The following is a 20,622-nucleotide window of genomic DNA, read 5'->3' as shown; positions in this document are numbered from 1 at the left end:
AGAAAAACTTTTTACAATAGAACAGAGAGAAACAGGTCAGGAGTGGGTCTATGGACATCAGAAAAGTTCGAAGAAATATTTTGGTCTGGATTATGATTTTTTGTTTTGTTTTTGCTCCGCAGAAAACATGGGGAGAAATCACAGAAAATCAGGAAAAAGTACAGCAGGATCTTGTGGAGGCACCAGGAGCTGTACTGATGGAAAAAGAAACGGGAACTGTGATTTACTCAAAAGATCCGGATACCAGAAGAAGTCCGGCCAGTATTACGAAAATTATGACATTAATTCTGATTTTTGATGCAATACAGAGCGGAAAACTGCATCTGGAGGATACCATAACAACCAGTGCTTATGCAAAATCCATGGGAGGCTCCCAGGTTTTTCTGGAAGAAGGGGAAACCCAGAAAGCGGAAACCATGATCAAGTGCATTGTGATAGCTTCCGGAAATGATGCCAGCGTGGCTATGGCCGAACATCTTGCGGGAACGGAGCAGGCTTTTGTAGAGCAGATGAATGAGAGGGCAAAAGGGCTGGGGATGAAAAATACCCACTTTGTGGATTGCTGCGGACTGACAGAATCGGAAGAACATTATACAACCCCTTACGATATTGCGCTCATGAGCCGGGAACTGATTTTTCGATATCCGGAGATCCTTACATATTCATCCGTATGGATGGAGGATATCACTCATGTTACCAGAAAAGGTTCTTCCACATTTACATTGACGAACACCAATAAACTGTTACGTAGTTATGATGGCTGCAAGGGGCTGAAAACAGGAAGTACCAGTCTCGCAAAATACTGTCTCAGTGCGGTGGCAGAGAAAAATGGGATTACATTGATTGCAGCTGTGATGGCGGCACCGGATCCCAAAACAAGATTCCGGGATGCAGCGGCACTTTTGAATTATGGCTTTTCAAAATGTACCTTATATCTGGATGAGGCGCTGGAACCATTAAAACCCCAGAAAATTCGAAGAGGAGTAAAACAGGAGGTGACGCTTGTATACAAAAATAAATTTCGATATCTCAGCACAGATGGAACAAAACCAGATCATGTAAAAAAGAAAGTGATTCTTCCGAAAGAACATACTGCTCCGGTGATAAAAGGAGAAAAAGCCGGAGAACAGGAATATTATCAGGATGGAAAAAAGCTAGGGAGCATTGATATTCTGTATGGGGAAACCGTAAAAAGAGCAGGATATTATGACTGGCTGAAGCGGACCGTGCAGGCAGTTTTGCTGTGAAAATTTGTTGTGAATAGACACCTTGCTGACACACATATTTTGACAAAGAGGTATCTCAGGATGTATAATATAACAGATTGAAGAAATAACAGCGCAGAGAAGGGATTTTGGATGAAAGAAATCAGAACAGAAGATGCGGTAGGACATATTTTATGCCATGATATCACGCAGATCATAAAAGATGAAAAAAAAGGCGTTCTTTTCAAAAAAGGGCATGTAGTAAAAGAAGAAGATATTCCACTTCTGCTCTCTGTAGGAAAAGAACACCTTTTTGTGTGGGAGAAAAAAGAGGGAATTCTTCATGAAAATGAAGCGGCGGAGATTCTTTATAAGATCTGTGCGGGAAATTCTTCCAAAGTACATGGAACTGATATTAAAGAGGGTAAGATTGAAGTAATATCAAAAATAGACGGTGTTCTGAAAATTCGCCGAAAAGCACTTATGGCAGTGAATTCTCTGGGAGAGATGATGATTGCATCCAGGCATGGGGATTTTCCGGTAAAAAAAGAAGAAAAAATTGCAGGAACCAGAATTATTCCGCTTGTAATTGAAAAAGAAAAAATGGATGCTGCAAAGGCAGCAGCAGGAGAAACGCCGATTTTTGATATTCTGCCCTATCAGAAAAAGAAAGTGGGAATTGTCACAACTGGAAGCGAAATTAAAAAGGGGCTGATACAGGACACTTTTACTCCAGTATTAGAAGAAAAGCTTTCCGAGTTTCCAACAGAGATTCTGGGTCAGGTAATGCCAGGAGATGATAAAGAACAGATTACAGCGGAAATTCTTTCTTTTGCGGACAGGGGAGCGGACCTGATTGTCTGTACTGGTGGGATGAGTGTGGATCCGGATGACCGTACACCTGGAGGAATTCGTGATACAGGAGCCGAAATTGTGACGTACGGAGCACCGGTACTTCCGGGGGCAATGCTTCTGGTTTCATATCTTAAAAGAAATGAAAAGACCATACCTGTTCTTGGACTTCCAGGATGTGTTATGTATGCAAAGAGAACAGTGTTTGACCTGGTTTTGCCAAGGGTGATGGCGGATGATGAAATAAAGGCAGAGGAAATTGCGTCACTGGGAGAAGGCGGACTGTGCCTGAACTGTCCGGTATGTACATTCCCCAATTGCGGATTTGGAAAATAGGATGAAAGATTTCAGAGTTAAAAAATATCAGATTCATACAGACAAGATTCAAAATCCGGAAGGTGTGCGTTTCGTATTGCTGGCAGATCTTCATGGGATTTCCTATGGGAGGGACAATATACGACTTGTGGAAACAATCCGCAGGCTCAATCCGGATGGGGTACTCTCTGTCGGTGATATGGCTGTGCGTACGCAGCCTGATACGCTTGTCACGGCATGCAAATTACTGAAAAAACTGGAACATGATTTTCCGGTATATTATGCACTGGGAAATCATGAGTATAAAATGGCTCTTTCGGAGGAATATCGGGGATATTATGAAAAATATGAAAAAATGCTGAAAGCGGCAGGCGTGCATATCCTGAGAAATACCCATGAGCACGCAATTTTTAAGGGAGAACATTTCTGCTTCTGGGGTCTTGAACTTCCCATTGAGTATTATCACAAACCCAAATCTCCGAAACTTAAGACAGAAATGATGGAAGAACTGATTGGAAAATCCGGAAAAAATGGAATGCAGATTCTTCTGGCCCATAATCCCAAATATGGAAAAACATATTTTGACTGGGGAGCAGATATCATCCTGTCAGGACATTATCATGGAGGGGTTGTCCGCTTAAGTGAGCATCACGGTCTTTCCTCTCCACAGTACCTGGTGCTGCCTCCTTTTTGCTGCGGAGATTTTCATAAGGGAGAGCAGCATATGTTTGTCAGTGCCGGGCTTGGGGAACACACGATTCCTCTGCGGATTCATAATCCCAGAGAACTGCTGGTAATCGATGTGAAACCTTTCGAAAAAACGAAATGAGGAAACCATATGGCAATATCTGTTAAGCTGAATGTATTTGAAGGTCCGTTGGATCTTCTGCTTCATCTGATTGACAAGAATAAAATAGATATTTATGATATTCCTATTGTAGAGATTACCGACCAGTATATGGAGTATCTGCATTCCATGGAAAAAGAGGATCTTGGTGTTATGAGCGAATTTCTGGTTATGGCGGCGACACTTCTGGATATCAAGTGCAGGATGCTTCTTCCAAAAGAGATCAACGAAGAAGGAGAAGAGGAAGATCCGAGAGCAGAACTGGTGCAGAAACTTCTGGAGTATAAAATGTATAAATATATGTCCTATGAGCTGAGAGACCGGCTTGGAGACGCGGCAGGAGTTTATTACCGGAAACAGGATCTTCCAGAGGAAGTGATGCAGTATACGCCGCCGGCAGATCCACAGGAACTTCTTCGAGGACTGACACTGGAAAAAATGAGTGCGATTTATCAGGCACTGATTCGCAGACAGGAAAATAAAATCGATCCGATTCGAAGTAAATTCGGGCGGATTGAAAAGGAAGAAATATCCCTGTCAGATAAGCTTCTTGAGATGTGGGAGTATGCCAAGACTAACCGAAAGTTCAGCTTTCGCCAGCTGATGGAAAACCAGCATTCAAAGATACAGCTGATTGTTACTTTTCTGGCAATTCTGGAACTTATGAAAATGGGACATGTCCATGCACAGCAGGCAGATCTTTTTGATGACATTCATGTAGAAGTAGTTACAGATCCGGAAACATGGAAGAATCTGACAGAGTTTGCAGACGAATAATACAGCAGGAATGAGGATAACAAGTGGAAATTAAACGAATTGAAGGAGAGATAGAGGCCATTCTTTTTGCAATGGGTGAGGCTGTGGAGTTAAGCCGTATTGCCAAAGCAATTCAGCAGGATATGACTATAACGGAAAACATCATTCGAAATATGATGATTCGTTATCAGGAAGAGGATCGGGGAATTCAGATTATTGAACTTGAAAATTCTTTTCAGCTCTGTACAAAAAAAGAATATTATGATTCTCTTATAAGAATTGCCGCACAGCCCAAAAAACCGACATTAACGGATGTTATGCTTGAGACTCTTTCTATTATTGCTTACAAACAGCCGGTTACAAAAGCAGAGATTGAGAAAATCAGAGGAGTGAAATGTGACCATGCCATTAACAAACTGATGGATTATGATCTGGTGCGGGAACTGGGCCGACTGGATGCGCCGGGACGTCCGATTCTGCTTGGCACCACAGAAGAATTTCTGCGCTGCTTTGGTGTTCAGGGCCTGGATGAACTTCCGGAAATGGATCCTGTTCAGCTGGAAGATTTCAAGGCAGAAGCAGAGGAAGAAATTCAGCTGAAACTGGATGTATAAAGGAAAACACTGACAGATACCAGAACATCGGGAACGGCCGGACAGATCTATGGGAACAGAAGAGGAGGAACAGAAAATGCCTACGACATATACACATGATCTTTTTGGAAAAAGGGTTTATCGGAAGCTTCCTGCAAAATTGCAGCACCTGATTCGAAGCAACGGAAATCTGTACCGAATTGGACAGCATGGACCGGATATTCTGTTTTATTATTTCATATCCAAAAATCCGGTGACGCAGTACGGAGTGCGTATGCATGGCCAGAAGGCCAGGGATTTCTTTGAAAAAGGAATGAAAAAAGTCCGGGAGGAGAAAAATCCTGCACTTATGGCATATATGCTGGGATTTGGCTGCCATTATATTTTGGATTCCACCTGCCATCCTTATGTAAATCAGGTGGCGGCAGAGGGAAAAATCTCCCATACGCTTCTGGAAAAGGAATTTGACCGTATGCTGATGTATGAAACCGGAAAAAATCCCTTACGTTTTTATCCGTCGCATGGTATCCGTGCCAGCTTTTACAGTGCCAGAACCATTCATCAGGTGCTTCCACTGATCCGTACATGGAATATTTACCTTTCCCTGAAAATGATGAAAATTTTCACCTGCATTCTGGTATGTGATGATGGAGGAAGAAAAAAACGTCTTTCCGAGCATGCGCTTTCTCCGGCGGGCCGGAAACGGGCTGCTTTTATCACAGAGTTTTTTATGAGCCCGGAACCGGAGGTGGACTGCAGAAAAGAACTTCTGAAACTGGACAGCCTTATGGAAGAAGCTTTGGAAAAAGCACCGGATATGCTTGAAGAACTCTCTGCGCTGGCAGTTCGTCCGGGACATCTTTCTGAACGATGGAATTTGACCTTTAATGGATAATGAATTTGACGGATAAAAAGAGAAAGTTATATCACTGGGATACTCCTGCATAAAATTAAAAATATAGTGGTTGCTGCAAACAACTATAGAAATGTATGCGGGGTGATAGTATGAAAAACAGGCGTATGGCCGCTGTCGTGCTGATGACAGCGGTCCTTATTATTCTGCAGATATTTCCTGTCTGGGCGAAAGAAGAGCAGCTTTATGCGCTTTCGGCAGTTCTTATGGATGGAGAGACTGGACGGGTACTGTATGGAAAAGAGGCTTATAAAGGACGGCCAAATGCCAGCACTACAAAAGTCATGACCTGTATTTTGGCTCTTGAGATGGCCTCCGGAGATGATTATGTACAGGTCTCCAGGAATGCGGCATCACAGCCACAGACGCACCTGGGGATGCGGGAAGGTCAGCAGTTTTATCTGGAAGACCTTCTGTATTCGCTGATGTTGAAGAGTCATAATGATACAGCGGTGGCTATTGCAGAACATATCGGTGGTTCTGTGGAAAAGTTTGCAGTTTTGATGAACGAAAAAGCAAAGGTGCTGGGATGCAAAGATACACATTTTGTGACACCGAATGGTCTGGATGCAGAAGATGAAGGGGGAATTCATCACACGACTGCCAGGGATCTGGCGCTGATTATGGCGTATGCCATAAAAAATGAGACCTTTGTTCATATCACGCAGACCAGAGATTATACATTTTCGGATATTTCCGGAAAGGAACATTATTCGGTTCATAATACCAATGCTTTTCTGGATATGGAGACCGGCGTGATTTCCGGAAAAACCGGCTTTACCGGAAATGCCGGTTACTGTTATGTCTGCGCTGTACGGCAGGATGAAAAATTGTTTGTCGTGGCACTGCTGGGATGTGGCTGGCCTGGAAACAAAAATTATAAATGGTCTGATACAAAAAAACTGTTATCTTATGGCAGGGAAAATTACAGTTATGTGCTGCTGCCGGATCTGCCGGATCTGCCGGAAATTACAGTGACAGATGCCGTGCCGGAGGAAAACAGTCCATACCCGGAAAAAAAGAAAGGGTCAGGATATTCGGAAATATATAGGAGATTAAAAGTACATGTGTCTCTGCCGGAAAAGGAGCAGGTGAAAAGATATCTTCTGAAAAAAACAGAAACAATTATCTGGAAAACAGATCTCCCAGATAAAATAGCGGCACCAGTGAGGGAAAACCAGAAGATCGGTACACTTCGAGCAGTGCTGAATGGAAAAGAAATAACTTCCTGTTCTGTGACAGCGAATGAGAAAATCGGCAGGATTACCTATAAATGGTATGTAAATAAGGTTTTTCAGGATTATTTTCACTAATCCGTCAACCCCTGGCATCTGTCAGGGGTTAATTTTTTAACATTCATGACGAAAAGTATTGAATTTTCGGTTAAAAAAAGGTACAATTATACTCGGCTGAATTTTTGGTTATATTAATAAAAAAATGGAGGGCATAGTATAATGAGTAATGCGACACAAAGCGTAGCGGCTGCAAGGATTAATTCCCTGCTTGACGCCAACAGTTTTGTTGAGATCGGACAGGCTGTTACAGCCAGAGCTACAGATTTCAACATGACTGAAAAAAAAGCACCTTCAGACGGTGTGATCACCGGATATGGTGTGATTGACGGCAGTCTGGTGTATGTATACAGCCAGGATGCATCTGTACTGAACGGAACAGTTGGTGAGATGCATGCCAAAAAGATCGCCAAAATTTATGATCTCGCTCTGAAAGTTGGAGCACCTGTTATCGGTCTTGTAGACTGTGCGGGACTTCGTCTTCAGGAGGCTACCGATGCACTTGAGGCATTTGGTGAGATCTATCTGAAACAGACACTGGCATCCGGTGTTATTCCACAGATCACTGCTGTTTTCGGAACATGCGGCGGTGGAATGGCAGTTGTACCGGCTCTTACAGACTTTACATTTGTAGAGGAGAAGAAGGGCAGACTGTTTGTAAACACTCCAAATGCGCTGGAAGGAAACAGAGTGGAAAAATGCGATTCAGCTTCCGCACAGTTCCAGAGTGAGGAGACAGGACTTGTTGACGGCATCGGAACAGAAGAGGAGATCCTTGGACAGATCCGTACACTGGTCAGCATGCTTCCGGAGAATAATGAAGACAATGACAGCTTCAAGGAATGCACAGATGACCTGAACAGAGTATGTGATGATATTGCAGGCTGCATAGGCGACACAGCTATTGCGCTTTCAAGAATCGCTGATAATGGTGAGTTTTTTGAAACAAAGGCAGCTTACGGCCAGGATGTCGTAACAGGCTTCCTTCGTCTGAACGGAGCTACCGTTGGCGCTGTTGCAAACAGAAGCGAATCTTACGATGCTGATGGCAATAAGACAGAGATTTCCGACGGAACTCTTTCTGCAAGAGGTGCAAGAAAAGCAGCAGACTTCGTAAAATTCTGTGATGCTTTTGAGATTCCGGTACTTACTCTTACTAATGTAACAGGATTTAAAGCTACACTCTGCAATGAGAAGATGATGGCTAAATCTGTAGGTGAGATGGTACATGCTTTTGCATCTGCGACTGTACCGAAGGTAAATGTTGTAATTGGTAAAGCATACGGAACTGCATACGTTGCCATGAACAGCAAATCTGTCGGAGCAGATATGGTTTATGCATGGGATACAGCTGAGATCGGTATGATGGATGCTTCCCTTGCAGCAAAGATCATGTATGAGGGAGCTGACGCTTCTACACTGAATGAGAAGGCAGCTGAGTACAAAGAACTCCAGAATGGTATCGCATCTGCAGCAGCAAGAGGATATGTGGATACTGTGATCAAAGCAGAGGATACAAGAAAATATGTAATCGGTGCTTTTGAGATGCTGTTCACAAAAAGGGAAGACCGTCCATCCAAAAAGCATGGAACAGTCTAAGTGAGGTGAGCGTATGAGACAGTTTTATAAAAAGATCTCTTCTGTCTGCATGGCACTTCTTTGCATAGCTGCACTTCTGATCGGATGCACAGCTACTGCATGGGCTGCTGATGAGATTGATGATTCTATAAAGAGTCAGCTTGTCACAACAACCAAGGGCCTGACGGATGCGATCATCGCAATGTCCGAGGATGATATCCAGGGATATCTGGAATCAGAGGATGCTTTCACACAGAGTGCTGCAAGTGCATGGGATGGCTCCAGAGAAGAGCTTGGTGAGAAAAAAGGTGATATCGAGGAGAAAGATATCACAGTGGAGTATTCCGATGATCAGTATACCGTTGTTGTTCCGGTATCCTTCGAGAAAAACAAAGCGAATTTCACTTATGTATTTGATAAATCAGGAACCCCGACTTCTCTTACAGTTGATGTGAATTATACACTGGCACAGAACATGGAGAAGGCAGCGATGAATACAGTGATGGGTCTCGGAACAGTATTTGTGATCCTGGTATTCCTGATCTTCGTGATCTCTCTTTTCAAATATATTCCCGGACTTGTGGAAGGAAAGAAAAAAGAGAGCAAACCGGCTCCGGCAGCCGCAGCACCGGCTCCGGTTGCAGCACCAGTTGCTGAGCCTGCTGTTGAGGATGTGACAGATGATGGTGAGCTTATTGCCGTGATCGCTGCAGCTATCGCTGCTTCTGAAGGCAAAACAAGCACAGACGGATTCGTAGTACGTTCCATCCGCAAAGTCAACCGCAGAAAAAGATAATCATTATTTAGGAGGATTTTAAAATGAAGAGTTATACAATTACTGTTAACGGAACAGCATATGAAGTTACTGTAGAAGAGAACGGAAACGCAGCAGCTCCAGTTGCAGCAGCACCAAAAGCAGCAGCTCCGGCTCCTAAGGCAGCTCCGGCAGCACCAAAGGCAGCAGCTCCGGCAGCAGGCGCAGGTTCTGTTAAGGTTTCCGCAGCCGTTCCTGGAAAAGTTGTAAAAATCGTTGCATCTGTTGGACAGAGCGTAAAAGCTGGTGACAGCGTAGTGATCGTTGAGTCCATGAAGATGGAGATCCCGGTTGTTGCTCCTCAGGACGGAACAATCGCCAGCATCGATGTTGCAGAGGGTGCTGCCGTTGAAAATGGAGATACTCTTGCAACAATGAACTAAACAGGAGGTAGACAAATGTCTTATGTAACAAATACCCTGTCAAACCTGATCCATCAGACAGCATTTTTCAACCTTACCTGGGGAAACTACCTGATGATCGCAGTGGCATGTGTGTTCTTATATCTTGCCATTAAACATGGTTTTGAGCCGCTGCTGTTGGTTCCGATCGCTTTTGGTATGCTTCTGGTAAATATTTATCCGGACATTATGCTGAGCATTGAGGATTCATCCAATGGCGTTGGCGGACTTCTTCATTATTTTTACTTAATGGATGAGTGGAGTATTCTTCCTTCACTGATCTTCCTGGGTGTCGGTGCGATGACAGACTTCGGTCCGCTGATCGCAAACCCGATCAGCTTCCTGATGGGAGCAGCTGCACAGCTTGGTATTTACCTTGCATACTTCCTTGCAATTTTCCTTGGATTTAATGGTAAAGCAGCAGCAGCGATCTCTATCATTGGTGGTGCTGACGGCCCGACTTCCATTTTCCTTGCAGGTAAGCTTGGACAGTCTTCTCTTATGGGACCGATCGCAGTGGCAGCATATTCCTATATGTCCCTGGTACCGATCATCCAGCCTCCGATCATGAAGGCGTTCACAACAGAGGAAGAGCGTAAGATCAAAATGGCGCAGCTCCGTCCTGTTACAAAACTTGAGAAGATCCTTTTCCCGATCGTTATCACAATCGTTGTTTGCCTGATCCTTCCGACAACAGCTCCCCTTGTTGGTATGCTGATGCTCGGAAACCTGTTCCGTGAGTCCGGAGTTGTTAAACAGCTTTCTGAAACAGCTTCCAACGCTCTTATGTACATCGTAGTAATCCTTCTCGGAACATCTGTAGGTGCTTCCACAAGTGCTGAGGCGTTCCTGAACGTAGATACACTGAAGATCGTAGTTCTTGGTCTTGTTGCCTTTGCCTGCGGTACTTTTGGTGGTGTTATGCTTGGTAAGCTTCTCTGCAAGGTTACTCACGGAAAGATCAATCCTCTGATCGGATCAGCCGGTGTTTCTGCCGTTCCTATGGCAGCCCGTGTATCCCAGAAGGTTGGTGCTGAGGCAGATCCTACAAACTTCCTGCTGATGCATGCGATGGGACCGAACGTTGCAGGTGTTATCGGTACAGCAGTTGCTGCCGGTACATTCATGGCGATCTTTGGCGTCTAACCCATTGTCTTATAAAATTTTGTAAGGAGAATAATTATGGCAGAAATAGAGAAAAAACCTGTGAAAGTTGTGGAAACGATCCTGCGTGACGCTCATCAGTCCCTGATCGCTACACGTATGAGCACAGAGCAGATGCTTCCGATCATTGAGAAGCTTGATAAAGTCGGCTACTATGCAGTAGAGTGCTGGGGCGGTGCTACTTTCGATGCTTCCTTACGTTTCCTGAAAGAGGATCCGTGGGAAAGACTTCGTAAACTCCGCGACGGCTTCAAAAATACAAAACTTCAGATGCTGTTCCGTGGACAGAATATCCTTGGATATCGTCCATATGCAGATGATGTAGTAGAATATTTTGTACAGAAATCCGCAGCTAACGGTATCGATATCATTCGTATCTTTGACTGTATGAATGACCTTCGTAATCTTCAGACAGCTGTAAAAGCAGCAAACAAGGAAAAAGCACATGCACAGGTTGCAATGGCTTACACACTTGGAGATGCTTACACACTTGATTACTGGACAGACCTTGCAAAACGTATCGAGGATATGGGTGCAGATTCTATCTGTATCAAAGATATGGCAGGTCTTCTTGTTCCGTACAAGGCTACGGAGCTTGTTCAGGCCCTGAAAGAGACTGTAAAGATCCCAATCGATCTTCATTCTCACTATACATCCGGTGTTGCTTCCATGACATACATGAAAGCAGTAGAGGCTGGCGTTGATATCATCGACACAGCTATGTCTCCATTTGCTCTTGGAACATCCCAGCCGGCAACAGAGGTTATGGTTGAGACATTCAAGGGAACACCATATGATACAGGATTTGATCAGCAGCTCCTTGCTGAGATTGCTGACTACTTCCGTCCGATGCGTGATGAGGCTCTTGATACAGGCCTTCTGAATCCGAAGAACCTTGGTGTAAACATCAAGACTCTTCTGTACCAGGTACCAGGTGGAATGCTTTCTAACCTGACATCACAGCTGAAAGAGCAGCATGCTGAGGATAAATTCTACGAAGTACTCGAGGAAGTTCCGCGTGTTCGTAAAGACCTTGGTGAGCCGCCACTTGTTACACCGTCCTCTCAGATCGTTGGTACACAGGCTGTATTTAACGTGATCATGGGCGAGCGTTACAAAGTTGTGACAAAAGAGACAAGAGACGTATTAAGCGGTAAGTATGGCGCAACAGCCAGACCGTTTAACCCGGAAGTGCAGAAGAAGTGTATCGGTGATGTAGAGCCGATCACATGCCGCCCGGCAGATCTTCTGGAGGACGAGCTTGATAAGCTTGAGAGTGAGATGGCACAGTACAAGGAGCAGGATGAGGATGTTCTGACATATGCACTGTTCCCACAGGTTGCCATGGACTTCTTTAAATATCGTCAGGCTCAGAAAACCAAGGTTGACGAGACTGTAGCTGATACAAAGAACGGCGCATACCCGGTATAAAGCACACACAGGAATGCAGATGCATTTCAATATAACAAAAGGAGCTTGCTGTATGCAGGCTCCTTTTGTGCATAAAAAAGATAAAAAGGCAGGATAACAGGTAATGTCCAAAGTTGCGATCATAGGCGGGGGTGCCGCCGGAATGCTCTGCGGCGTATATGCTGCACGCAGAGGACATCAGGTTCACATACTGGAAAAAAATGAGAAACTTGGAAAGAAGCTTTTCATCACAGGAAAGGGACGGTGCAATGTCACCAATGATTCAGATACAGAAGAACTTTTTCCGGCAGTGATGTCAAACCGCAAATTTCTTTACAGCGCTTTCTACACCTATGGAAGCAGAGATGTGATGGAGTTTTTTGAGAAGGCAGGTGTGCCGCTGAAAACAGAGCGTGGAAACCGTGTTTTTCCGGTATCTGATCATTCATCAGATATTATCCGGGCTTTGGAGCGGGAGCTTAAAAAAGCCGGAGCGCAGATCCATCTTCATACAGAAGTGAAAGAAGTATGTACGCAGGATGAAAAAGTTACAGGTGTACTACTCAGTGACGAAACTTTTTTTGAGGCTGATGCGGTGGTAGTTGCCACAGGTGGTCTGTCTTATCCGTCTACAGGTTCCACAGGAGATGGATATCGTTTTGCTTCTGAGACAGGACATAAAGTAGTTTCCCAGTCACCATCACTGGTTCCACTCGTAGCGAAAGAAGATTATGTTTCTAAACTCCAGGGACTTTCCCTCCGGAATGTAGAACTGACAGTAAAATCCGGCAAAAAAGTTCTCTATAAAGATTTTGGTGAGATGATGTTTACCCATTTCGGAGTCACCGGACCGCTGATCCTTTCCGCCAGTGCCCAGATCGGTAAAAAGCTGGAAAAAGAACCTTTGCAGGCTTTCCTGGATCTGAAGCCGGCACTTGACGTAGAACAGCTGGATGCCCGGATCCTGCGTGAATTTGATGCAAATCATAACAAACAGTTCAAAAACGTGATCGGTGTTCTTTTTCCGTCTTCTCTGACTCCGATCATGATTGAGATCGGTGGTATTCCGGGAGAGAAACCAGTGCATGAGATCTCCAGGGAAGAACGTCAGGCCTTTGGCCGTCTGATCAAAGCTTTTCCATTTACGATCACGGGAATGGGAGAGTTCAAGGAAGCGATCATCACAAGAGGCGGTGTGTCAGTAAAAGAGATACAGCCATCCACAATGGAATCCAAAAAAGTAAAAAATCTGTATTTTACAGGTGAAGTACTGGATCTTGACGCAGTGACCGGTGGCTATAATCTTCAGATCGCATGGTCTACAGCATATGCGGCAGCTCAGGCGATCGAATAACAGAAAAGAGGAAGGGAGCATTTGATTATGGGTATTAATATTGCAATTGACGGACCGGCAGGTGCAGGAAAAAGCACAATTGCAAAAAAAGTGGCAAAGGAGCTGTCTTTTATCTATGTAGATACAGGAGCCATGTACCGTGCCATGGCACTTTATCTCCTGGAAAAGGGAATCAGCGGTGATGAAAAAATCTCCGAAGCCTGTCACGATGCGGATATTTCCATCCGCTATGAAAGCGGCGAACAGCAGGTGATCCTCAACGGGAAGAATGTAACTGCGTTTCTCCGTAAGGAAGAGGTTGGAAATATGGCATCGGTAAGTTCTGCCAATCCGGAAGTGCGCGCGCATCTTCTGAAACTGCAGCGCAACCTTGCGGCCGAGAACAATGTAGTTATGGACGGAAGAGATATCGGAACCACTATTCTTCCCAATGCAGAAGTAAAAATCTTTTTGACTGCAAGTGCCAAAACCCGCGCAAACAGAAGATATCTGGAACTTACAGAGAAGGGTGAAGCCTGCGATATGGATGAGATCCTGAAAGATATCATTGACAGAGATGAGAGAGATATGAACCGCGCCGTTTCCCCGCTTAAACAGGCAGAGGATGCAGTTCTTGTTGATTCTTCAGAGATGGGGATTGAGGAAGTGGTTGAGAGTATCCTTTCTGTATACAGGAAAAAGGTGAATGGATGAAGGTAAAAGTTGCAGAAACTGCCGGATTCTGTTTTGGCGTACAGAGAGCAGTAGACCGTGTTTATGACCTGATCGGTTCCGATGCTACACCGATCTACACACTGGGCCCGATCATCCATAATGAGGAAGTCGTCTCAGATCTGGAAAAAAAAGGTGTGGCTGTGATCAGTGAGGAAGATCTTGCCACTTTAAAAGGCGGCACCGTTGTGATCCGTTCCCACGGAGTCGGTCGTAAAGTCTATGATAAGATCAAAAAATATGGCCTTGGGTATGTGGATGTTACCTGTCCTTTTGTGCTGAAGATCCACAAGATCGTTGAGAGAGAAAGTGCCAGAGGTGCCCATATTGTGATCATTGGTGATCCGGATCATCCGGAAGTCCAGGGAATCTGCGGATGGTGCCAGGGACCGTACACCGTAATAAGAAACGCCGAAGATGCTGAAAGATTCACCGTTTCTCCGGAAAAAGAAGTGTGTGTAGTGTCACAGACGACATTTAATTACAACAAATTTCAAGAATTAGTTGAAATTCTCCGCAAAAAGAGTTATGATAATAATGTTTTAAATATTTTAAATATTTTAAACACTATTTGTAATGCTACCGAAGAACGGCAGAAAGAAGCTAAAGCGATAGCCGGAGAGGTAGACACTATGCTGGTCGTAGGTGGCCGACATAGTTCCAATACTCAAAAGCTGTTTGAAATATGTAAAAAGGAATGTGGAAATACTTACTATATACAAACACCTGTAGACTTGGATTCTGAAATGTTCCAATGCAGTAGTTGTGTAGGTATTACAGCAGGGGCTTCCACCCCAAAGAAAATTATTGAGGAGGTTCAAGAACATGTCAGAGTTAAGTTTTGAACAGATGCTGGAAGATTCCGTAAAAACAATCAGAAATGGAGAGATCGTACAGGGTACCGTCATCGATGTTAAAGATGATGAGATCATCCTGAATATCGGCTATAAAGCAGACGGTATCATCACAAAGAACGAGTACACAAACGATTCAAGCGTTGTGCTTACAGACGTTGTTAAACCTGGCGATACCATGGAAGCAAAGGTTCTCAAAGTAAATGACGGAGAGGGACAGGTTACACTTACCTACAAACGTCTTGCTGCAGAGAAAGGAAACAAACGTCTTGAGGAGGCATTCGAGAACCAGGAGGTTCTGAAAGCTCCTGTAACACAGGTACTTGACGGTGGTCTTTGTGTCAATGTTGAGGAAGCAAGAGTATTCATTCCTGCAAGCCTTGTATCTGACACATATGAGAAAGATCTTTCCAAATATGCAGATCAGGAGATTGAGTTCGTTATCACAGAGTTCAACCCAAGAAGACGCCGTATCATCGGTAACCGTAAACAGCTTCTTCTTGCTGAGAAGGCTGAGAAACAGAAAGAGCTTCTTGCTAAGATCAACGTAGGCGATAAAGTTGAGGGTGTTGTTAAGAATGTTACAGATTTCGGTGCATTCATCGACCTCGGCGGAGCAGACGGACTTCTTCACATCTCTGAGATGTCCTGGGGCAGAGTAGAGAACCCGAAGAAGGTATTCAACGTAGGTGATAAAGTTACAGTTCTTATCAAAGATATCAACGGAGACAAGATCGCACTTTCCCTTAAATTCCCGGAGGAGAACCCATGGCTTACAGCTGCTGAGGACTTCGCAGTAGGAAACGTAGTAAAGGGTAAAGTTGCACGTATGACAGATTTCGGTGCATTTGTTGAGCTTGCACCTGGAGTAGATGCACTTCTTCATGTATCTCAGATCTCCAGAGAGCATGTTGCTAAACCATCTGATGTACTTTCCATCGGTCAGGAGATCGAGGCTAAGGTTGTTGATTTCAATGGCGAAGACAGAAAGATCAGCCTCAGCATGAAAGCACTTGAGGATAATTCTGCAGAGCAGACAGAGGAGTAATTTCTCAGAAGCTGTACAGCAATTGATCATTTTGAATTTCAGAGGCCGTCACAATAACTGTGACGGCCTTTTTTAAGCGAGTCCTTCGAGAAGGGCTCGCTTTTGCTGTATAGCAGAAAAATATTATTTAAGAACAGATAGATAATATGGCAGACAGTGTTTCAGATAGGTTTTCTGTTTTAAAGGATCCTGTATGAAATCATCTGTTACAGGAAACCAGGTGTAACAGTTTTCTTTTTTAGCAGGTCTTCGGAGTTTTTTGTCCATACAGGCACTTAAGGTTTTGGGTATGGCAGTGTCTTCGGAAGGGATGTAATCGTAATCTTTATAATTGGAATAATATTGCTTTAAACGTCCATTTTGAAGCTTCACAAGAAGACGGACACGGTTATTCTGTCCGATTATGTAGAATTCTTCACTATGATTTGAAAATTTAACAGGCAGATCGTAATAAATTTTAAGTGTAAAGGTCAATTGATCGTCTTGAATTTCACAATCCAGTGTTTCGTAATCTTCATTAAAAAGAGCAAGATAGGATAGCATGGAGAATATTTTCCCAAGGCCAAGAAGATCTTCTTGGTTGTGTCCCATAACGATCTCTGCTGCTTCCGGTTTCTTTCCGGAAGCGAATTGTTTGTAAAGGCGGATGCAGGCACCCCCATCACAGTAGTTCCGTTCAGTGATACCGAGAAATGATTCCATAGAAGGCTGATTCATCCGTGAAAGCTTCAGAAGTCCCTTGAGCGGCTTTAGCTCCCGGTAAAGGTCTATGGAAGGTAGCTTTGCAAAAGGGGAAGGCAGTCCGTGGATCTGATATCGTGCATCCAGATAAGGCTGGTCAAAGCTGTCACCGTTATACTGGATCGTACATGAAAAATCCTGAAGGAATCCAGAAAATGTTTTCAGAAGTTCAGGTTCTTCCTCTTCGTTTTCGATCATCCACTGATACATCTGCCAGTTATTTTCTTCGTAAGCTACAGCACCGATCAGATACAGAAAAGTGGAATTTCGTGATAGTCCTGTAGTTTCAATGTCATAGAAAAGCGGCACAAAATGCTCTGAAAAGCCATGGTTTTTAGTCAATTTTTTAACAGTCTCAAAGTCTGGAAACCCTTGTAAAATCGGCATTTTTTTAACGATCATGTTAATTTTCTCCTTTATAAATTGTATCTGATTATACACAAAAAAATTGCTTTTCAATAGTGCAATTTAAAGTGAAATGAGTTATAGTTATTAGTAGAGTTGATGATAAAAAACAGGAAATGGTACTGGATTTATGTGGGGATTGACAGTGAAAAAATGACTATTATCGCTTCATAAATTAGTTATTCATTTATAGCTTTTTATGAGCTGGTGAATATCTTCTATTGAAGTATATCACAGGATCGTATCTGGATTCAATCTTTCATACATGTCCTGCTCAGAGCAGAAGTTACTTTGTTACTGTTCACTGGTAATGTTTCGCAAGGTGTTTTATGTGAGCGAAATATATCTTGTTTATCTTGGATGAAATGAGAAAAAAATCAGAAATACAGAATCAACTTTAAAAATGAGTATGTGCGCAACGCAGAAATACCATGTACATGTACTTGTAAAAAATAAAGGAGGAGATGAGATCTATGGCATTTTTAACCTTCAGGGGTGGCATCCATCCTTATGACGGCAAAGATTTGTCAAAAAACTGTCCTGTTGAGAAGTATCTGCCGAAAGGAGATCTGGCAATTCTTGTTTCTCAGCACATCGGAGCTCCGGCCAAGCCCATCGTAAAAAAAGGTGACCATGTGCTTGCAGGACAGAAAATCGCAGAAGCAGGAGGATTTGTTTCCGCACCGATACATTCATCTGTATCAGGAACTGTAAAGGGAATCGAGAAGCGCCTGACTGCAGTAGGCGCCATGGGGGATGCGATCATCATTGAAAATGACGGTCTGTATGAATCTGTGGAATATACGCCTGCCAAACTGTCTGACCTTTCCAAGGAAGACATCCTGAAAAGAATCCAGGAAGGCGGAGTTGTAGGACAGGGTGGCGCAGGTTTCCCGACACACGTAAAACTTTCACCAAAGGAACCGGACAAGATCGACCATATCCTGGTAAACGGCGCCGAATGTGAGCCTTACATCACAAGTGATTACCGCAGAATGATGGAAGAACCGGAAAGCGTTGTCGGCGGACTAGAAGTAATCCTGAAAGCTTTCCCGAAAGCAGTGGGATGCATCTGTATTGAGGACAACAAACCGGATTGTATTGCCAAGATGAAAGAAGCCATCAAAGGCAAAGAACGCATGGAAGTAAAAGAACTCAAGACCAAATACCCGCAGGGTGGTGAGCGTACATTGATCTATGCGGTAACAGGCAGAGAGATCAATTCTACCATGCTTCCGGCAGACGTAGGATGCGTGGTTGATAACGTGGAAACCGTTACTTCTGTTTATAAAGCAGTAATCCTGGGACAGCCGGTTATCAGCCGTAATGTCACAGTGACCGGAGACGGTATCCGCACACCGAAGAACTTTTCCGTTCTTACAGGAACAGATCTGTCTGAACTGGTAGATGCTGCAGGCGGACTGAAGGAAAAGATCGCGAAAGCAATCTCCGGCGGACCGATGATGGGATTTGCTCTGTATGATCTTCATATTCCATGTACGAAGACAACTTCTTCCCTGCTTTTCCTGGAGCGTGACGCAGTCTCCGAGGCGAAGCAGATCCAGACTGCATGTATCAATTGCGGACGTTGCGTAAGCGTCTGTCCAGGCCATGTGGTTCCTGCCCGTCTTGCAACTCTTGCAGAACACGGTGATATGGCAGGATTCGAAAAGATGGATGGTATGGAATGCTGCGAGTGTGGCTGCTGCAGTTACATCTGTCCTGCCAAACGACCTCTGACTCAGAGTATTAAATCTATGAGAAAAATGGTTCTTGCCGAGCGCAAGAAAAAGAAATAGGGGGAGGAATAACAATGGAACAAATGTATAATGTATCATCTAATCCCCATATCAGGGATAAAATGACCACCAGCCGTATCATGCAGCTGGTAGTGATCGCACTTCTGCCGACAACACTTTTTGGTATCTGGAACTTTGGAGTGCATGCACTCCTTGTAGTGCTGGCAACGGTTGCATCCAGTGTGTTTTTTGAATGGCTGTATGACCGACTGATGCATAAAAAAAATACAACTACTGATTTCAGTGCAGTTGTAACAGGACTTCTGCTTGCGCTGAACATGCCGCCCCAGATCCCGATCTGGATGCCGATCCTTGGCAGTGCTTTTGCGATCATTGTTGTAAAACAGCTGTTCGGTGGACTTGGACAGAACTTTATGAACCCGGCTCTTGCAGGAAGATGCTTCCTTATGATCTCTTTTGCCGGAAAAATGACTAACTTTGCAGTTTCCAAAAGCTCTCATGCTGTTGTAGATGCAGTTACACAGGCAACACCTCTGGCAGCACTTAAAAACCAGGGATTCATTGAGGGAACTTCTATTCCTGTAAAGAATCTGTTCCTTGGTAATATCCAGGGTACTATCGGTGAGACTTCTGCTCTGGCGATCCTCATCGGTGCAGTGATCCTTCTTGCATTCAAGATCATTGATCTGAAGGTACCTCTTACATATATCGGAAGTTTTGCAGTATTTGTCATTTTCTATATGCTGGGAACAGGCAAAGGTTTTGATGTAAACTATCTTTTCAGCCATATCTTTGGAGGCGGTCTGATGCTTGGAGCCTGGTTTATGGCAACAGATTATGTGACAACTCCGATCACTCCGAAAGGTCAGCTGGTATATGGCTGCTGCCTCGGTATCGTAACAGCAGTATTCCGTCTCTTTGGCGGTTCCGCAGAGGGCGTTTCCTATGCGATCATTTTCTGTAATCTTCTGGTTCCGCTTATTGAAAAAGTAACAAAACCGGTTGCTTTTGGAAAAGGAGGCAAGAAATAATGGGTAAGATTATCAAAAATACATTGATCCTTACGATCATTACAGTTGTTGCCGGACTTGGCCTTGGACTGGTTTACGAAGTTACCAAAGAACCCATCGCAAGAACCGAAGAACAGGCAAAAAAAGAAGCATGGCAGACTGTATTCAGTGATGTAAGCCTGGAAGACTTTAAAGCTGTAGATGTAGACAAGGAAGCAGCAGATAAAACAGCAGCAGATCTTGGGATCAAGGCAACCGTAGATGAAGTCTGTGAAGCAGCAGATGAAGGCTATGTGGTAACTGTAACCGATAAAGAGGGTTACGGCGGTGATATCCAGATCACAGTTGGTGTAACAAAGGATGGTACCGTCAGCGGCGTTTCCATTCTTTCCATCAGTGAGACTGCCGGACTTGGAATGCGTGCTACAGAAGCGAAGTTCCAGGAACAGTATGTTGGAAAGAATACCGATAAATTCTATGTATCCAAGGACGGCGGCGAGGGTGAGCCTATTGATGCCATCAGCGGTGCGACCATTACATCCAGAGCTTTTACCGGTGCAGTCAATACAGCTATCGGCTATTGCAAAAACGCATTTTAG

At 44.1% G+C, this 20,622-nt stretch carries 20 protein-coding genes; 19 read left to right on the top strand and 1 reads right to left on the bottom strand.

Going from position 1 to position 20,622, the window contains the following annotated elements; translation table 11 throughout:
• Positions 1 to 50: 50 nt before the first annotated feature.
• The 16 genes from G5B06_RS01905 to rpsA all read left to right on the top strand — a co-directional run bounded on the left by G5B06_RS01905 (position 51) and on the right by rpsA (position 16,107).
• Positions 51 to 1,247: a D-alanyl-D-alanine carboxypeptidase family protein gene (locus tag G5B06_RS01905; RefSeq protein ID WP_148447952.1), complete on the top strand. Its 1,197-nt coding sequence runs from the start codon at positions 51 to 53 to the stop codon at positions 1,245 to 1,247.
• A gap of 111 nt (positions 1,248 to 1,358) precedes the next feature.
• On the top strand, positions 1,359 to 2,393 hold the full coding sequence (locus G5B06_RS01900; protein WP_173771194.1) for a molybdopterin-binding protein: 1,035 nt from the start codon (positions 1,359 to 1,361) through the stop codon (positions 2,391 to 2,393).
• A 1-nt stretch (position 2,394) separates the two neighbouring features.
• On the top strand, positions 2,395 to 3,201 hold the full coding sequence (locus G5B06_RS01895) for a metallophosphoesterase (protein ID WP_173771192.1): 807 nt from the start codon (positions 2,395 to 2,397) through the stop codon (positions 3,199 to 3,201).
• Positions 3,202 to 3,210: 9 nt separating this feature from the next.
• Positions 3,211 to 3,996, top strand: a complete 786-nt coding sequence (locus G5B06_RS01890; protein ID WP_173771190.1) for a segregation and condensation protein A — start codon at positions 3,211 to 3,213, stop codon at positions 3,994 to 3,996.
• Positions 3,997 to 4,019: 23 nt separating this feature from the next.
• A complete protein-coding gene (gene scpB, locus G5B06_RS01885; protein ID WP_173761704.1) occupies positions 4,020 to 4,589 on the top strand; it encodes an SMC-Scp complex subunit ScpB in 570 nt (189 codons plus the stop codon).
• Between the two features lie 76 nt (positions 4,590 to 4,665).
• On the top strand, positions 4,666 to 5,463 hold the full coding sequence (locus tag G5B06_RS01880; RefSeq protein WP_173771188.1) for a zinc dependent phospholipase C family protein: 798 nt from the start codon (positions 4,666 to 4,668) through the stop codon (positions 5,461 to 5,463).
• A gap of 110 nt (positions 5,464 to 5,573) precedes the next feature.
• Positions 5,574 to 6,794 carry a D-alanyl-D-alanine carboxypeptidase family protein gene (locus G5B06_RS01875; RefSeq protein ID WP_173761703.1) on the top strand — a complete coding sequence of 407 codons (1,221 nt, stop codon included), beginning with the start codon at positions 5,574 to 5,576 and terminating at the stop codon, positions 6,792 to 6,794.
• Positions 6,795 to 6,935: 141 nt separating this feature from the next.
• Positions 6,936 to 8,372, top strand: a complete 1,437-nt coding sequence (locus G5B06_RS01870) for an acyl-CoA carboxylase subunit beta (protein WP_173771186.1) — start codon at positions 6,936 to 6,938, stop codon at positions 8,370 to 8,372.
• 13 nt (positions 8,373 to 8,385) lie between these two features.
• Positions 8,386 to 9,147, top strand: a complete 762-nt coding sequence (locus G5B06_RS01865; protein ID WP_173771183.1) for an OadG family transporter subunit — start codon at positions 8,386 to 8,388, stop codon at positions 9,145 to 9,147.
• Positions 9,148 to 9,170: 23 nt separating this feature from the next.
• On the top strand, positions 9,171 to 9,548 hold the full coding sequence (locus G5B06_RS01860) for a biotin/lipoyl-containing protein (RefSeq protein WP_118071451.1): 378 nt from the start codon (positions 9,171 to 9,173) through the stop codon (positions 9,546 to 9,548).
• Between the two features lie 15 nt (positions 9,549 to 9,563).
• Complete coding sequence (locus tag G5B06_RS01855; protein WP_118168967.1) at positions 9,564 to 10,712, top strand: sodium ion-translocating decarboxylase subunit beta; 1,149 nt, start codon at positions 9,564 to 9,566, stop codon at positions 10,710 to 10,712.
• Between the two features lie 36 nt (positions 10,713 to 10,748).
• On the top strand, positions 10,749 to 12,161 hold the full coding sequence (locus G5B06_RS01850) for an oxaloacetate decarboxylase subunit alpha (protein WP_118062943.1): 1,413 nt from the start codon (positions 10,749 to 10,751) through the stop codon (positions 12,159 to 12,161).
• A 103-nt stretch (positions 12,162 to 12,264) separates the two neighbouring features.
• The gene (locus G5B06_RS01845) at positions 12,265 to 13,494 is read left to right on the top strand and encodes an NAD(P)/FAD-dependent oxidoreductase (RefSeq protein WP_173761700.1); all 1,230 of its coding nucleotides are present in this window, start codon (positions 12,265 to 12,267) and stop codon (positions 13,492 to 13,494) included.
• A gap of 27 nt (positions 13,495 to 13,521) precedes the next feature.
• Entirely contained in the window at positions 13,522 to 14,187 is a 666-nt protein-coding gene (gene cmk / locus G5B06_RS01840; protein WP_173761699.1) for a (d)CMP kinase, read from the top strand.
• On the top strand, positions 14,184 to 15,050 hold the full coding sequence (gene ispH / locus G5B06_RS01835; protein WP_148447931.1) for a 4-hydroxy-3-methylbut-2-enyl diphosphate reductase: 867 nt from the start codon (positions 14,184 to 14,186) through the stop codon (positions 15,048 to 15,050). Before cmk ends, ispH begins: the two co-directional genes overlap by 4 nt.
• Positions 15,031 to 16,107 carry a 30S ribosomal protein S1 gene (gene rpsA, locus G5B06_RS01830; RefSeq protein ID WP_015524876.1) on the top strand — a complete coding sequence of 359 codons (1,077 nt, stop codon included), beginning with the start codon at positions 15,031 to 15,033 and terminating at the stop codon, positions 16,105 to 16,107. Before ispH ends, rpsA begins: the two co-directional genes overlap by 20 nt.
• A gap of 123 nt (positions 16,108 to 16,230) precedes the next feature.
• On the opposite strand, the gene G5B06_RS01825 is transcribed toward rpsA, so the two are convergent.
• Positions 16,231 to 17,250 carry a ribonuclease H-like domain-containing protein gene (locus G5B06_RS01825; RefSeq protein ID WP_148447929.1) on the bottom strand — a complete coding sequence of 340 codons (1,020 nt, stop codon included), beginning with the start codon at positions 17,248 to 17,250 and terminating at the stop codon, positions 16,231 to 16,233.
• Positions 17,251 to 17,726: 476 nt separating this feature from the next.
• Between G5B06_RS01825 and rsxC the strand changes: the two genes are divergently transcribed.
• From rsxC to G5B06_RS01810, 3 genes are read left to right on the top strand one after another with little or no spacing between them, the layout of a single operon-like run.
• Positions 17,727 to 19,052 carry an electron transport complex subunit RsxC gene (rsxC, locus tag G5B06_RS01820; protein ID WP_021976539.1) on the top strand — a complete coding sequence of 442 codons (1,326 nt, stop codon included), beginning with the start codon at positions 17,727 to 17,729 and terminating at the stop codon, positions 19,050 to 19,052.
• A gap of 14 nt (positions 19,053 to 19,066) precedes the next feature.
• Positions 19,067 to 20,044: an RnfABCDGE type electron transport complex subunit D gene (locus G5B06_RS01815; protein WP_148447927.1), complete on the top strand. Its 978-nt coding sequence runs from the start codon at positions 19,067 to 19,069 to the stop codon at positions 20,042 to 20,044.
• Positions 20,044 to 20,622, top strand: a complete 579-nt coding sequence (locus G5B06_RS01810; RefSeq protein ID WP_148447925.1) for an RnfABCDGE type electron transport complex subunit G — start codon at positions 20,044 to 20,046, stop codon at positions 20,620 to 20,622. Before G5B06_RS01815 ends, G5B06_RS01810 begins: the two co-directional genes overlap by 1 nt.

The organism is Blautia luti, from assembly GCF_013304735.1.
In the GTDB taxonomy this organism is placed as follows: Bacteria; Bacillota; Clostridia; order Lachnospirales; family Lachnospiraceae; genus Blautia_A.
The sequence above is the reverse complement of the archived record's forward strand: the minus strand, read 5'-3'. Positions and strand labels throughout refer to the sequence as shown.

Bases quoted from the DNA above. Each gene is read 5' to 3' on its own strand.
- G5B06_RS01905 (WP_148447952.1), top strand. From the start codon at position 51: ATGGACATCAGAAAAGTTCGAAGAAATATTTTGGTCTGGATTATGATT.
- G5B06_RS01900 (WP_173771194.1), top strand. From the start codon at position 1,359: ATGAAAGAAATCAGAACAGAAGATGCGGTAGGACATATTTTATGCCAT.
- G5B06_RS01895 (WP_173771192.1), top strand. From the start codon at position 2,395: ATGAAAGATTTCAGAGTTAAAAAATATCAGATTCATACAGACAAGATT.
- G5B06_RS01890 (WP_173771190.1), top strand. From the start codon at position 3,211: ATGGCAATATCTGTTAAGCTGAATGTATTTGAAGGTCCGTTGGATCTT.
- G5B06_RS01880 (WP_173771188.1), top strand. From the start codon at position 4,666: ATGCCTACGACATATACACATGATCTTTTTGGAAAAAGGGTTTATCGG.
- G5B06_RS01875 (WP_173761703.1), top strand. From the start codon at position 5,574: ATGAAAAACAGGCGTATGGCCGCTGTCGTGCTGATGACAGCGGTCCTT.
- G5B06_RS01870 (WP_173771186.1), top strand. From the start codon at position 6,936: ATGAGTAATGCGACACAAAGCGTAGCGGCTGCAAGGATTAATTCCCTG.
- G5B06_RS01865 (WP_173771183.1), top strand. From the start codon at position 8,386: ATGAGACAGTTTTATAAAAAGATCTCTTCTGTCTGCATGGCACTTCTT.
- G5B06_RS01860 (WP_118071451.1), top strand. From the start codon at position 9,171: ATGAAGAGTTATACAATTACTGTTAACGGAACAGCATATGAAGTTACT.
- G5B06_RS01855 (WP_118168967.1), top strand. From the start codon at position 9,564: ATGTCTTATGTAACAAATACCCTGTCAAACCTGATCCATCAGACAGCA.
- G5B06_RS01850 (WP_118062943.1), top strand. From the start codon at position 10,749: ATGGCAGAAATAGAGAAAAAACCTGTGAAAGTTGTGGAAACGATCCTG.
- G5B06_RS01845 (WP_173761700.1), top strand. From the start codon at position 12,265: ATGTCCAAAGTTGCGATCATAGGCGGGGGTGCCGCCGGAATGCTCTGC.
- cmk (WP_173761699.1), top strand. From the start codon at position 13,522: ATGGGTATTAATATTGCAATTGACGGACCGGCAGGTGCAGGAAAAAGC.
- ispH (WP_148447931.1), top strand. From the start codon at position 14,184: ATGAAGGTAAAAGTTGCAGAAACTGCCGGATTCTGTTTTGGCGTACAG.
- rpsA (WP_015524876.1), top strand. From the start codon at position 15,031: ATGTCAGAGTTAAGTTTTGAACAGATGCTGGAAGATTCCGTAAAAACA.
- G5B06_RS01825 (WP_148447929.1), bottom strand. From the start codon at position 17,250: ATGATCGTTAAAAAAATGCCGATTTTACAAGGGTTTCCAGACTTTGAG.
- rsxC (WP_021976539.1), top strand. From the start codon at position 17,727: ATGGCATTTTTAACCTTCAGGGGTGGCATCCATCCTTATGACGGCAAA.
- G5B06_RS01815 (WP_148447927.1), top strand. From the start codon at position 19,067: ATGGAACAAATGTATAATGTATCATCTAATCCCCATATCAGGGATAAA.
- G5B06_RS01810 (WP_148447925.1), top strand. From the start codon at position 20,044: ATGGGTAAGATTATCAAAAATACATTGATCCTTACGATCATTACAGTT.